14 protein-coding genes are annotated in these 13,181 nt (G+C 46.3%); 6 read left to right on the top strand and 8 right to left on the bottom strand.

Annotated features, from left to right (window positions below):
- Positions 1-76: 76 nt before the first annotated feature.
- Positions 77-580, top strand: a complete 504-nt coding sequence (locus C2759_RS06470; RefSeq protein ID WP_215353990.1) for a YqaA family protein — start codon at positions 77-79, stop codon at positions 578-580.
- A gap of 16 nt (positions 581-596) precedes the next feature.
- Here C2759_RS06470 and C2759_RS06465 read toward each other — a convergent pair whose 3' ends face one another.
- From C2759_RS06465 to C2759_RS06430, 8 genes are all read right to left on the bottom strand, one after another.
- Positions 597-1,301, bottom strand: a complete 705-nt coding sequence (locus C2759_RS06465; protein ID WP_215353988.1) for an ABC transporter ATP-binding protein — start codon at positions 1,299-1,301, stop codon at positions 597-599.
- A gap of 13 nt (positions 1,302-1,314) precedes the next feature.
- Complete coding sequence (locus C2759_RS06460; protein ID WP_215353986.1) at positions 1,315-2,070, bottom strand: ABC transporter ATP-binding protein; 756 nt, start codon at positions 2,068-2,070, stop codon at positions 1,315-1,317.
- Positions 2,070-3,029: a branched-chain amino acid ABC transporter permease gene (locus C2759_RS06455; RefSeq protein WP_215353984.1), complete on the bottom strand. Its 960-nt coding sequence runs from the start codon at positions 3,027-3,029 to the stop codon at positions 2,070-2,072. The genes C2759_RS06460 and C2759_RS06455 overlap by 1 nt, the downstream gene beginning before the upstream one ends.
- A 14-nt stretch (positions 3,030-3,043) precedes the next feature.
- On the bottom strand, positions 3,044-3,928 hold the full coding sequence (locus C2759_RS06450) for a branched-chain amino acid ABC transporter permease (RefSeq protein ID WP_215353982.1): 885 nt from the start codon (positions 3,926-3,928) through the stop codon (positions 3,044-3,046).
- 88 nt (positions 3,929-4,016) lie between these two features.
- The gene (locus tag C2759_RS06445) at positions 4,017-5,252 is read right to left on the bottom strand and encodes an ABC transporter substrate-binding protein (RefSeq protein ID WP_251366929.1); all 1,236 of its coding nucleotides are present in this window, start codon (positions 5,250-5,252) and stop codon (positions 4,017-4,019) included.
- Between the two features lie 104 nt (positions 5,253-5,356).
- Positions 5,357-6,595, bottom strand: a complete 1,239-nt coding sequence (locus tag C2759_RS06440; RefSeq protein WP_215353980.1) for an FAD binding domain-containing protein — start codon at positions 6,593-6,595, stop codon at positions 5,357-5,359.
- A 6-nt stretch (positions 6,596-6,601) separates the two neighbouring features.
- The gene (locus C2759_RS06435) at positions 6,602-7,060 is read right to left on the bottom strand and encodes a VOC family protein (RefSeq protein ID WP_215353978.1); all 459 of its coding nucleotides are present in this window, start codon (positions 7,058-7,060) and stop codon (positions 6,602-6,604) included.
- Position 7,061: 1 nt separating this feature from the next.
- Positions 7,062-7,772, bottom strand: a complete 711-nt coding sequence (locus C2759_RS06430) for a TetR/AcrR family transcriptional regulator (RefSeq protein WP_251366928.1) — start codon at positions 7,770-7,772, stop codon at positions 7,062-7,064.
- 105 nt (positions 7,773-7,877) lie between these two features.
- Between C2759_RS06430 and C2759_RS06425 the strand changes: the two genes are divergently transcribed.
- The 5 genes from C2759_RS06425 (at position 7,878) to C2759_RS06405 (ending at position 13,126) form a co-directional block, all read left to right on the top strand.
- Positions 7,878-8,351, top strand: coding sequence for a CoxG family protein (locus C2759_RS06425; protein WP_046330364.1), 474 nt, complete (start codon positions 7,878-7,880; stop codon positions 8,349-8,351).
- A 44-nt stretch (positions 8,352-8,395) separates the two neighbouring features.
- On the top strand, positions 8,396-9,250 hold the full coding sequence (locus C2759_RS06420; RefSeq protein WP_215353976.1) for a xanthine dehydrogenase family protein subunit M: 855 nt from the start codon (positions 8,396-8,398) through the stop codon (positions 9,248-9,250).
- A gap of 42 nt (positions 9,251-9,292) precedes the next feature.
- Positions 9,293-9,802, top strand: a complete 510-nt coding sequence (locus C2759_RS06415) for a (2Fe-2S)-binding protein (RefSeq protein ID WP_046330362.1) — start codon at positions 9,293-9,295, stop codon at positions 9,800-9,802.
- A 20-nt stretch (positions 9,803-9,822) separates the two neighbouring features.
- On the top strand, positions 9,823-12,219 hold the full coding sequence (locus C2759_RS06410; RefSeq protein WP_215353975.1) for a xanthine dehydrogenase family protein molybdopterin-binding subunit: 2,397 nt from the start codon (positions 9,823-9,825) through the stop codon (positions 12,217-12,219).
- Between the two features lie 130 nt (positions 12,220-12,349).
- Positions 12,350-13,126: a 3-hydroxybutyrate dehydrogenase gene (locus C2759_RS06405; RefSeq protein ID WP_215353973.1), complete on the top strand. Its 777-nt coding sequence runs from the start codon at positions 12,350-12,352 to the stop codon at positions 13,124-13,126.
- The last annotated feature ends 55 nt before the right edge of the window (positions 13,127-13,181 follow it).

Here is a 13,181-nt window from a genome sequence, read left to right as displayed (position 1 = left end):
AGTTTGGAGGCCTCTTAGGGCATACTGAGGGGATGCCCAGGCGTTTACTTGCTAACCTGTCCGGAGTTCTGAATTAATGGAGCAAATGCTCGTTCAATTCTTTGACTTCTTCGAGATGCCGTCGATTGGTTTGCCAGCGGTATTTATCAGCGCTTTTATCTCCGCAACGTTGCTGCCTGTTGGCTCCGAGCCCATATTGTTCGGGTACGTTTCAGTTAATCCCCATTTATATTGGATCGCTATTATGGTTGCCACTATCGGCAATACATTAGGCGGCATGTTGGATTGGTGGCTTGGGCTCATTAGTCGTAACAGTTTTGAATCCCTTAAAGGGCCTAGCAATGGCAGAATGCAGCGCTGGCTAGAAGAGCGGGGACCAAAAATGCTCTTACTATCTTGGTTGCCTGGCTTTGGTGACCCCTTATGTTTGGCGGCAGGTTGGCTTAGGCTGGCCTGGGGCCCATGCTTAATCTACATGTTTATTGGTAAATTACTGCGCTATCTCACAATGACTTGGTTATTAACTTTGGTACCCACCAGCGTATGGCACCAATTAGGACATTGGCTGCGGCTAATCTAGGTGAAACTTAGAGAGATCAAACGGCGCAGTATTTTTGCTGAATCTCGTCGTTATTCAAAAGATTTTGAGCAGTATCGTGAAAAACAATTTCACCCTGATCCAAAATGTAAGCTCTGTCGGAAATCTTGAGCGCTTGCTGAACATTTTGCTCCACAAGCAGAATAGTTAGGCCTTGCTGCTTTAGTTTGGCAAACAGCTCAAACATTTCTTCAACTAGTACTGGCATGATTCCTTCTGATGGTTCGTCCAGCAAGATCACTTTTGGTTTGGCAATCATGGCGCGAGCAATGGCTAGCATCTGCTGCTCACCACCAGACATCGAAGTGCCGTCCTGCTGTAATCGCTCCTTCAGGCGAGGGAAAGTTTCTGCGATTTCGTCAACCAGGGCACTCATATCGCCACGACTTTTTTTGGCAATAACGCCTAACTCTAAGTTTTCTTTAACAGTTAATCCTGGAACAATACGTCTATCCTCTGGGACATAAGCTAAGCCTAAGTGGTAGCGCTCATGCGCAGCAAGGTCCAAGAAAGAAGTGCCATCAATAGAAGCTTGACCCTCTCTCTTTGATAGTAGGCCCATTAGCGAGCGTAAGGTTGTAGTCTTGCCGGCACCATTGCGGCCCATTAAGGTAACGATTTCACCGCTGTTTACCTCTAAGGAGACGCCTTGCAGAACGTGACTGCGGTCGTACCAGGCATTTAAATTTTCTACACGCAACATATATAAACCTTCTTTAACCTTGACCTAGGTACACACGTCGTACTTCTGCATTATTTTGAATTTCTTCTGGAGTGCCTTCAGCTAAAAACTCTCCATGATGGAGAACAATGATGCGTTTACATAAACCCATGATGAGTTTCATCTTATGCTCAACCAAAATCACCGTTCTTTCGTTTGCCAGTGTGCGAATGAGGTCCATCATGACAAGTGTTTCTTCAGGAGACATGCCTGCGGTTGGCTCATCTAGTAAAAGAAGGCTGGGATTACAGGCAAGGGCCATCGCAATTTCTAACGCACGCTGTTGACCATGAGCTAAGTCCCCCGTTTTTTTATTTCTGAGATGCTCTAAGTTGACGCGACGCAAAAACTGGTCTGCAAGCTCAATGGGACCTGGATAACTTTGTGCGTTACGTAAAAAGTTATAACGTGCCGTTTCCATTTGGGCAGCAACGCGCACATTTTCATGAACGGTAAGCTGCTTAAATACATTGGTAATCTGAAAGCTCTTGGAGATGCCAATACGGGCAAACTCATATTGCTGCATACCGGTAATATCTTTGCCGTTAAATAAGATTTGGCCGCTAGATGGTGGAAACGCGCCACTAAGAACATTAAAGAAAGTGCTTTTGCCTGCGCCATTAGGTCCAATGATCGCCGTAAGGGAGCCGGGCATAAATGAGGTTGAGACATTTTGTAAGGCTTTAAATTTCCCAAAGCTCTTACTGACATTACGAGCTTCTAGAATTGGGGTTTGATTTGAGCTACTCATTATTTCGAATCCTGATTGAGGTTTAGCTTGCTCAAGATGGTTCCCCAAATTCCTTTAGGGAAAAACAGAACGAAGAACATAAATACCAGTCCAATAACAGCCATCCAATGCTTGGTGAAGGTTGTGACTACATCTTCTAAATAGAGCATGACAGCGGCACCAATAAATGGACCAAAGAAAGTACCCATACCTCCTAAAATACTCATCATGACCGCTTGTCCGGATTGAAGGTAGTGGAGTGAATCTATCGGAACAATTGAAAGGTGCAGAGCGCGCAAGGAGCCCGCTAAGCCACAGATTGCGGCTGACAACACAAAGACTAATAGTTTGGTGCGGGCGACATCAAAGCCGCAGGCTGCGGCACGTTTTTCATTCTCGCGAATCGCCTCCATGACTGCTCCAAGGGGTGAACTCAAGATTCGGGATATGAGCCACATAGCGACGACTACAAAAAAGAGAATGATGTAGTACTTCACTATGGGATTCAAAAAATCAACTGGAAAGCCAAGAATGTTAAATGTGTCAACTCGTACCCCTCTTAAGCCATTTTCCCCGCCAGTCAAACTCTCAGCTTTGTAAAAGCAATAAAACACAATTTGACCCAATGCGAGAGTCACCATGGAGAAGTAAATCCCTCTGGTGCGAATGGCTAGAAAGCCCATAATCAGACCGCCGATAGCTGCGCCAATAACACCAACCAATATTGCTGTGCCCCAGGACATGGAGTAGTGGACGATCCCAATACCAGTGAGATAGCTGCCGATACCTAGGAAGGCTGCATGTCCAAAGGATAGCAATCCCATGTAGCCGAACAAGAGATTGAATCCCATGGCGAATAAGCCAAAGATCAAGATATTGATAGCTAGCGCTTCATACGGCATGATGAAAGGAAAAACCATCAAGAAGAGGCTGCTCGCTAGCACCCGATGGCGCGCAATGAGTTGGAAAAATGATTTCATAAATATTCAGGGGATTAACCCATCGCCCCCGCTTTACCAAATAAACCCTGTGGGCGAATTAAGAGTACTACTGCCATCAGAACAAAGATCGAAAGCTCCGCAAGTTCTGGGAAGAATAAGGAGGTCATGCTGTAAACCACGCCAACCAATAGACCCGCGACCACAGCACCGACTGCTGAGCCCATGCCTCCAACAACTGTCACGACAAAAGATTCTGCCAAGATCGGAATTCCCATTTCTGGATTAACGGAGCGAGTAGGCGAGGCTAGTATTCCTGAGAGGCCAGCGATTGCGCAGCCTAGTCCAAATACCATTAACCACACCTTAGCAATATCCACGCCAAGTACCTTGACGATCTCTTGGTCGGCAGCGCCTGCTTTAATAATGAGACCATAACGAGTCTTTTGAATGAAAAACCAGACTGCAAAAATGATAATTGCTGTAGCCGCAATCAGGAATAGACGATATTTGGGGAAGAATCCAATGCCAACATCGAGAGTTCCTTTGAGTCCATCAGGAGTAACGGAAGGCAGACCTTCGATGCCAAAAGTAACACGCATTGCCTCAATTAGTACATAGGACAAGCCAAAGGTGAGGAGCAGTGGATAGTCAATACCTCGACCGTAAAGGGGGCGCACCAAGAATCGCTCAGTAACCAAACCCAGAACTCCAGTAGCAAGCGGCGTGAGAATCAAGCTGAACCAAAAGTTCCCAGTGACGCCTAAAAAATAGACACCCATAAATGCGCCAACCATGAAGAAAGCGCCATGTGCAAAGTTCACTACATTGAGCATGCCAAAAATAAGGCACAAGCCCAGTGCTAACAGTGCGTAGATACTACCCAGGGCAATTCCTGTGAGTAGCTGCATGCAGAGAAGTTCAAATGTAAGACCGGTCATATATATACTCAGAAAAACTCCCCTTCGGCTATTGCTATCAGGGGAGGTGCTCAGGGCAAATCAGATGATCTGCCCTGGAATTTCAGATTTAAGCCTTGTGGCCTAGCTCTGCGCAACTACGCATATTCTTTTCGGTAGTTGGTTCAATCGTCAGAATATTAAAGACGTCATATTTATCTTTCATATTCTTTGATTTTGATTCCACAATGATGACCGTTTGGACTGCTTGGTGGTCGCACTTGCGATAGTACTCAGGACCTTTATAAAAGTCATACTTGAGATTCTCTAATGCGGTAATTACCTTATTTGTGTCGGTAGATTTAGCATTCTTCACAGCAGCGAGAACTGTCTTGACTCCGGCATAACCCAGTGCACCGTAGTCTGATGGCACTGAACCGTTATACATCTTGCGGAATGCGTCATTAAAGGTCTTGGCTGTTGGGATGCGATCCTCGAGGCCCCAGTAGTAAGAGGTGCCACCGACAATTCCTTCAAACGCCTCTGGTCCACCAGCAAGGCGAGCAGTGTAGAGCAAGACCGGCGTCACAATTTTCATACTGGACTTCAAGCCAAAGTCAGTGCATTGTTTGGCTGCATTGACGAGGTCACGACCAAAGTTACAAAGTACTAAGATGTCAGGATTTAAGGCTTTAATGCGCGGCAAGAATGCGGAGTAATCAGATGCACCTAAGGGATGACGAATATCGGCCAGTGTTGTGGCGCCCATTTCCTTACCTGCACGCTCAAATGCACGCACCATCTCGTGGCCATAAGCATAGTCAGCGGTGAGGAATACGATCTTCTTGCCAAAACGAGGGATGGAGTAGCGTGCCACTGCACCTGCTGTCATCGTTGGATTGAGTGCCTCATGGAATGTGTAAACACTCCAATCTTTCACCTCGTTAATCGCATCAGACTGACTAATTGAATTGAATAGAACTTTACGCTCTTTGCAAACAGCATTGATAGAGAGTTGGGTTGCAGCAGAGAGTGAGCCGACAACAAAATTCACCTTATCTTTTTCAATCAACTCGAGAGTGCGCGTTGCAGCTTCACCTGGATTGAGTTTGTCATCACGAACCAAAAGTTCGGCTTTGCGACCATTAAAGCCACCGGCATCATTAAATTCTTTGATCGCTAATTCAGCTGCTTTTACTTGATCTTGTGCCTCTGCAGAAAATGGTCCTGTTAAGGGAGTCGGAAAACCAATCTTAATTGGTTCAGACTGGGCACTAGCTACATTCATCCACAGTGGAGTGCTTGCAGCAGCAGCTCCGCCGATCAACATTTTTCTTCTTGTTTGATTCGTTACTTTTTGTTTCATGGTTATCTCCTCCATTTAAAGCAGTTTGTTAATGGGACTACTTCGTATTTCATAAATCTTAACTGAATGCTTCTAGTAATACGAAAATCTACAGCGGGTTTTAATTAATATGTCTCCGGGACTGCCTTTCCAGTCGCCAACAAAGTACTGATATCGATGGCTGTTTCTGCCATAACGGTATCTGCATTTCTACGAAGGCTATTGTTATCTCTGCTACCTTTGCTGCCCTGTGCTTGCATGTAGCGCCCTAAATACTGCGCTCTTGCAACAACCTGTTGACCAAACTCAAGACGCTCCTTGCTATAGGCTTCGAGTGCTGCAGGAGTTGCTCCTAAGGCCGCGATGTGACGCGCAATTACCATAGCCTCATCACCTGCTTTGGTTACCCCCATGCCAACATGAGGTCGACCGACAAACGCAGCATCACCCATTAAGGCAATCCTCCCGAAGACTATTTGCTCCGAACGAACGTCATAGATGGTCTGCAAAAAAGGTGAGGGTGTTTTTTCTAAAATTTCTGCATATTGCGGCGCCAAAATACCGCGGGCAATTGTGCGCATTTCAGCAATATGTTTCCATGAGACTTTTTGCGGTGGGATGCCGGTCGGATAATAGTGCCCATCTGCATCAGTCAAGAGCTTGACTAGTTCATCATCTTCGGATGCGGGCCGATACCAAACAAAGTTGTAGCGACGCTTGCCAGGTCTAGTGTCATTGCCGGGCCCTGCAACTGGATAACCCAGCATCTGCTCACCATTAGGTAAGCAGAAGCCAAAATAATTAAATAGGGTATCAAGAGTGTAATTGGATAAATTATTCTCATCACACACTCCACGCCACGCAATATACCCTGCGTATTCAGGCTGAATATCTGGTGCCACTTGGGATCTTATCGTTGAGCGTATTCCATCTGATGCAATCAGGAGTTCTGCCTGATAAGTACTTCCATCTTCACAGCTGACCTGAACACTATGAGAGTCCTGCGTCACCACTTTGACATTCTTCCCCTGCAAGTAACGCTCGCTTGGAAAATTCTCTTTTAATAGGTGGTACAGACGGCTCCATGAAGTCAAGATTTGCGGGAGCGGCATTTCACCTAGGTTCTCCCCATCAACGCCCAAGGTAACTCGCTTTGATACAGCAACCCCCAGGCTGTTATCAACTTGAATACCTGCTTGACTCAAGGCATCTGCTAGAGCGTCATGAGTCACGATTCCAGCGCCTCTCCCATCTAAGGAGCCAATTGCTTTTTCTAGCAAGGTGACATCATGACCTTGGCGCAGCAATATATTGGCTACAAATAAGCCGCCAAGAGATCCGCCGATGACAAGTATTTTGGCCATCTTTACCTATGCAGCCTTGGCATCTAGCGCCGCCTTTTCTGCAGCAGGGTAGTTCAGTTCAATCACAATGCCATTAGGATCATCCATGAACACTTGGTGTAATTTAATTGCGGGTACGGTACGCTGTCTGCAAGGTACGCCTAGCTTTTCCAGCAATGCCAGTTTGGCCTCTAGTCCCTCGGCAAAGAAGGCAATATGATCTACCGCACCTGAGCCATAGAGTGAACTGGGATCCCGTTCCCCGAGATATTGTTTCAAGCCATTAGGATTGTTCTTATCAATTGCAATCAGATGAACAACTGCGTTAGCCCAATCGTTTGGATCGCCGTTGTATAGCCAGACGCCCGGGAAAGGAAAATCTGGACGAGGGCCAACCGTGAATCCAAAGACCTCGCAGTAAAACTTGGTGGTTTGTTCAATCTCTAGGCTACGAATGGAGAAGTGATTTAGGCTTAAGTTCGTCATTTTATTTTTTACCAGTATTGAATAAAGTTTTTGCTGAAGTGAGGTAAGAGCTAATACGATCTTGAATAATTTCTTGTTCGGTATGCGGGTTGCCAGAGTCATAAATGGCTTGCCCGTAAATCCAACGTCGCATACCAATATAAAAGATGCCGCCATGCAAGCCCATCAAAAATTCCAATTCTCGCTGCGAAGGCTTGCTGCGCGAGCTACGACCACAGTGTTTACGGGTTTCCCGGATAAGGCGCGGTAATAGGCGATCGCGCAATAACTCAAAGAATCGGTCGCTAATTGAATGATCGCTTAGGCCCGAGAAAATCAAAATACGTACAAAATCATAGGTCAGTACTGTGTTTGAGTAGTCGATATAGAAGGCATTAAATTTTTCCTCAGGAGAAAGATTCTTATCATCGAGCAGTTGCTCCCACTCTGGCTTCCAGCGTGACTCAAAGACATCTTCATAGACTGCTTTGATTAGAGCATCCTTGGTGGGGAAGTAGTGATAGAGCAGGGTGTGGGTAATACCCAATCCCTTTGTTAAGTTTCTGAGTTGGCCATCAATTCCATGCTTTGCAAAGTACTGGATGGCACGATCCAAAATCTGACGCTTACGATCCGCAGTGCTCATTCTGCGACGTGCAGGCGCAGTAGATGGCGCGCCTTCAGAAGCGATGCTACTTCTCGTGCTGCTGTCTCGTTCGAAACTCATTGTCATCAGGGTTTATCCGAATTTGGCCTTATTGACCAAAAGTTAAATAATGGTACATTGTTGAGCAATTGGTAGATAAGACTCTATTCGTACAAACCCCGAGGAGATGTAATGGAATTAAATGGCGAGCAGCTCATTGCAGCCCCAATCCCAGATGTATGGAAGGGCTTGAATGATATTGATGTGCTAGCAAAGTCTATTCCAGGTTGCGAGGAAATCAGTCGAGTCTCTCCAGAGGAGATTCATGCCAAGGTGATGTTCAAAATTGGACCCGTCAGAGCTAGATTTTCGGGAAAGTTATTTTTAAGTGACGTCATTCCAGATCAGTCCTGCTCCATGGCTTTTGAGGGTTCGGGTGGCGCTGCGGGATTTGCAAAGGGTCGTTCACGTGTTGAATTGAAGCCTGCCGAGGGTGGGACTCTGGTTTCCTACACGACTGAGGCCTCTATTGGCGGCAAGCTTGGGCAAATCGGTGGGCGACTCATTAGCGCCTCTGCTAAAAAGATTGCGGATGATTTTTTCCAGCGATTTGCGAAAGAGTTGGGTGGTGAAGTAGTGCCACTAGAGTCGGACCCGCAAGAATAAGTAATGCGAGGCGATGTCAATATAAAAGTAGTGAAGGAGACGCAATGAAAGCAGCAGCATTTGATTATGCAAAACCGAAGGCTCTTAGCGAGGCCTTTGCAATGTTGGCCGAAGCGGGTGAAGATGCGCAATTGATTGCGGGTGGACAAACGCTTTTAGCTACCTTGAACTTGCGTCTTTCTGAGCCCAGTATGCTGATTGACATCACGAATTTAGATGAATTAAAAGGCATTTCAATTGTCGGAGATCAATTACGTATTGGCGCATTAGTAACCCATACCGAGATTGAAGACTCCAAACTAATCGCGCAGCATGCACCACTTCTTAAGGCTGCAGCTCCTCACATCGCGCACAGAGCAATCCGCAATTTAGGCACCTGGGGCGGCTCTTTGGCCTATGGTGATCCTGCGGCTGAATGGCCTGCCTGTAGTTTGGCGCTTAATGCAACCATGTTGATTGGTGGTCCTGATGGAGAGCGTCGCATTTCAGCGCAAGACTTTTTCATTGATCTTTACACCACTTCCTTAGAGCCCAATGAAATTCTCATAGCAACAGAAATGCCGATTGCGACCAGTAATCAAGTTTTTTATTTCCATGAACTAGCTCGTCGCCATGGAGACTATGCGATTGCGGGCTTAGCCTTAGTTGCTAATAAGGTAGGCAACGTTCTGAGTGACTGCACTTTTACATTCTTCTCTGTTTGCGCTACGCCGATCATGGCGAAAAAGGCGCAAGCCTTGGTGGATGGTAAGCCTCTTAGTGATGAATTAATTAAAAATGCAGTTGCTGCTGCAAGAGAAGAGATTGAATCGTTTGCGGATATCACCAACAGTGCAGAAACTAAGCAACATCTTATTGGTGTTTTATTAGAGCGTGGCTTAAAGCATTTAATTGCTTGAGCAATCAATACATAAAAAGATAAATCTAGTTCGGAGATTTTAATGAGCTTAAAGAAGAAAATTACGATGACCGTCAATGGTTTGACAGTTAATGCTGAAATTGAGCCCCGTCGTCATTTGGTGGATTTTTTGCGAGAAGATCTCCATCTCAAAGGTCCGCACCTTGGCTGTGAACAGGGTGCTTGCGGTGCCTGTACGGTGAAAGTGGATGGGAAAATTATTCGCGGTTGTTTGTATTTGGCTGTACAAGCCAATGGTTGTGTAGTTGAAACAATTGAGGGATTAACCAAGAGCGGAGCGTTGGCAGATCTGCAGGAAGCCTTTATGCGCCATAACGCAATGCAATGTGGTTTCTGCTCTTCTGGAATGTTGCTTGCTGCAGCTGAATTAGTAGAAAAACAACCTAAATCGACCCGTGAAGAAGTGCGTGAATGGATCTCTGGAAATTATTGCCGTTGCACTGGCTACCACTCCATAGTAGACGCCATCATGGCCGTGCTTGAAGCTCGTGCCAAAGGTGAAAAAATTAAACCCGTTGTTGCTCTCGCTTAAGAAGACTGGGAAAACTGATTATGAATAAGCCAGTAGATCTTAAAGGATTGGTTCTTGATCCAGTAACCAATGACCAGCGCTATATCGGTAGTAGTGAACCCCGACACAAGGCGCGTCGACTCATCGAGGGTCAGGGCACTTATGTAGATGATATTCAGCTACCAAGAATGGGTCATGTTGTTTACTGGCGTTCGCCAGTAGCGCATATGAAAATTGGAAAAATTCATACTGAACAAGCTAGCAAGATGCCTGGTGTTCTGGCCATTGTCGATGGCGTGAAAATGGCCGAACTTTGTAAGCCATGGGTTGCCACCTTAGGCCACCTTGCGGGTATGAAATCCGCTCCTCAATATGCATTGGCAATTGATAGGGCTTGCTGGCAAGGTGAGCCTGTAGTTGCTGTAGTTGCTGAGACACGCGCACAAGCAGAAGATGCTTTGCAGTTCGTTGATGTTGAGTGGGAAGAGCTGCCTGCAGTAGTTTCAATGGAAACGGCATTGGATGCAGATATCCCGGTCATTCATCCTGAGCTTGGGGACAACCTTTGCTTTACCCGCACCTTGGATGTTGGTCAGGTGGATGAAGTGTTTGCAACAGCTGATATTGTTGCTGAAGCTACTTTTGGATTTGGTCGACATACGGGCGTAACTTTAGAACCTCGTTGCCAAATCGCTGATTACAATCCCGGCGATCGTCGTCTCACGGTGTATCACTCGCAACAAGCGCCTCACATGATGCAAGATTTATATTGCCGTCAGTTTGGCCTGTCAGAGTCTGATGTCCATGTCATTTGTAAAGACGTAGGCGGATCCTTTGGTATCAAGGTGCATGCGTATCCTGATGATTTTGCAACGGTGGGCTTAGCGATGATGTTGGATCGCCCAGTCAAGTTTGTTGCAGATCGACTCGAATCATTTACGAGTGATATTCATGCGCGTGAGCATCGGATTAAAGGACGTATTGCAGCCAATAAAGAGGGCGATATCTTGGCGTTTGAGATTGACGATCTCACGGCGATTGGCCCTTACTCTATGTTCCCGAGAACTAGTGCAATCGAAGGTAACCAGGTAGTGAACTTGGTTGGCGGACCATACAAGCATCAGAACTATCGTGCCAAACTTAATGTGGTCTTTCAGAATAAAACGCCTACCTGCCAGTACCGCGGCGTAGGCCACCCAATTGCCTGTGCTGTGACTGAGGGCTTGGTTGATTTGGCGGCTCAAAAGTTAAATATGGATCCTTTGGAGTTTCGTAAGCGCAATGTGATTCCTGATGATGCATACCCTTGCTCGGGAATTTCCGGAATCAAGTTGGAAGTGTTGTCGCACGAGCAGTGCTTGCGAACTATCGAAAAGATGATGGACTATTCTGCTTTGCGTAAAGAGCAGGCGGAGTTGCGTAAAAAAGGCATCTATCGCGGGATTGGTTTTGCTACATTAATTGAGCTAACTAACCCAAGTCCAGCATTCTATGGGGTCGGTGGTGCGCGCATCGCATCTCAGGATGGTGCCTCTGCACGTTTAGATCCAAGCGGCGTTGTATCGATATTGATCGGTGTTGGTGAGCAGGGTCAGGGTACTGAAGGTATTTATGCGCAAATTGCTGCCGATGCCGTTGGTCTGTCGATTAAAGATGTGCGCATCATTACTGGTGATACCGATGTGACTCCTTACGGTGGCGGTACCTGGGCTTCACGTGGCGCTGGTGTAGGTGGTGAGACAGTCTTGTTAGCTTGCCAAGCGCTTCAAGAAAATATCTTAAAGCTTGCTGGTGCAATCTTGAGTAGATCACCTGAAGAGTTATCCGTCCGCCGTGGTCATGTTTTAGATAAGGCTAGCGGTGAGCAGCTCTTACCGTTTAGTGAGATTGGGCGAATAGGTTATTTCCGTACAGATACTTTGCCAGTAGGATTTTCGGCTGATTTGATGGTGACACGTCATTACACTCAAAAAGAATATCCATTTATTTTTACTAATGGCGTTCAAGCTTCTTATGTTGAAGTCGATCCGGATACCGGATTTGTAAAGCTTCTAAAACATTGGGCAGTTGAGGATTGTGGCCGGGTATTGAATCCCATGTTGGTAGATGAGCAAGTGCGTGGCGCAATTGTCCAGGGTATCGGCGGCGTCCTTTTCGAAGAGTGTATCTACGACGAAAGTGGCCTACTGCGGAATGGCAGTATGGCTGATTACTTAGTACCAATGGCTAATGAAATGCCGGATATTGAAGTGGCCCACGTTGAGACTCCAACTCAGTCATCTAAGTTAGGCGCAAAAGGTGCTGGCGAAGCTGGAACTGCCGGTGCCCCTGGGGCGGTTCAGAATGCGATTAATGATGCTCTGGCACCTTTAAATGCTGCAGTGTTTGACCAGCCTATCACGTGCGAAAAGATTCTCAAGGCGCTTGGAAAAGTCTAATTTAGCGTACTTCTAAATTAGTACATTCCGCGTATCAAAGGAGTTTACGCATCCTGTAACATCAAGATTTGACCATACGTGAATCCTCAGTCTGGGGATTCACGATTAACTTGATATAGCGAATAAAAATATGTCCCATTTAAAAGGTAAAACAGCTCTTGTCACTGGCTCGACTAGTGGCATTGGTTTGGCAATGGCTATTGGTTTAGCAAAGCAGGGTGTCAATATTATGGTGAACGGCTTTGGTGAAAAAGATGCCGCCATTGCTGCTATCCAAGCTTGTGGTGTTGAAGTGGAATATCACGGTGCTGATATGAGTAAGCCTGCTGAGATTGAGGATCTGATCAAGCAGACTGAAAAACGCTTTGGTTCGCTAGATATATTAGTTAACAATGCGGGTATTCAGCACACAGCGAATATCGAAGACTTTCCAGCAGATAATTGGGAGTCGATTATTGCCATCAACTTAAGCTCAGCTTTTTATACCTCTCATCATGCCTTGCCTGGAATGAAGCAGCGCAACTGGGGTCGCATTATTAATATCGCCTCTGTTCATGGCTTGGTTGGCTCAGTTCAAAAATCAGCTTATGTCGCTGCCAAGCATGGCATTGTTGGCTTAACCAAAGTGACTGCTCTAGAGAATGCCAAAACGGGGATTACTTGTAATGCGATTTGCCCTGGTTGGGTTTTGACTCCCTTAGTTCAAAAGCAAGTGGATGCTCGGGCAGAGCGTGAAGGAATTTCGAATGAAGAGGCCAAAAAAGCCTTGGTGTCTGAGAAACAACCCTCCGGTGAATTTGTGGCCTCAGAGCAATTGGCGGCACTAGCTGTTTTCCTTTGCAGCCCAGATGCTTCTGAAGTACGTGGAGCGGCCTGGAATATGGATGGTGGCTGGACGGCTCAGTAACCTTTAAAAGGGTCACCAGCCCTCCTTTAGTGCTTCGTACCCAACAAATTCGTCA

Source organism: Polynucleobacter sp. MG-Unter2-18 (genome assembly GCF_018687675.1).
Taxonomy (GTDB): domain Bacteria; phylum Pseudomonadota; class Gammaproteobacteria; order Burkholderiales; family Burkholderiaceae; genus Polynucleobacter.
This window is presented reverse-complemented; position numbering and strand designations above follow the sequence as displayed.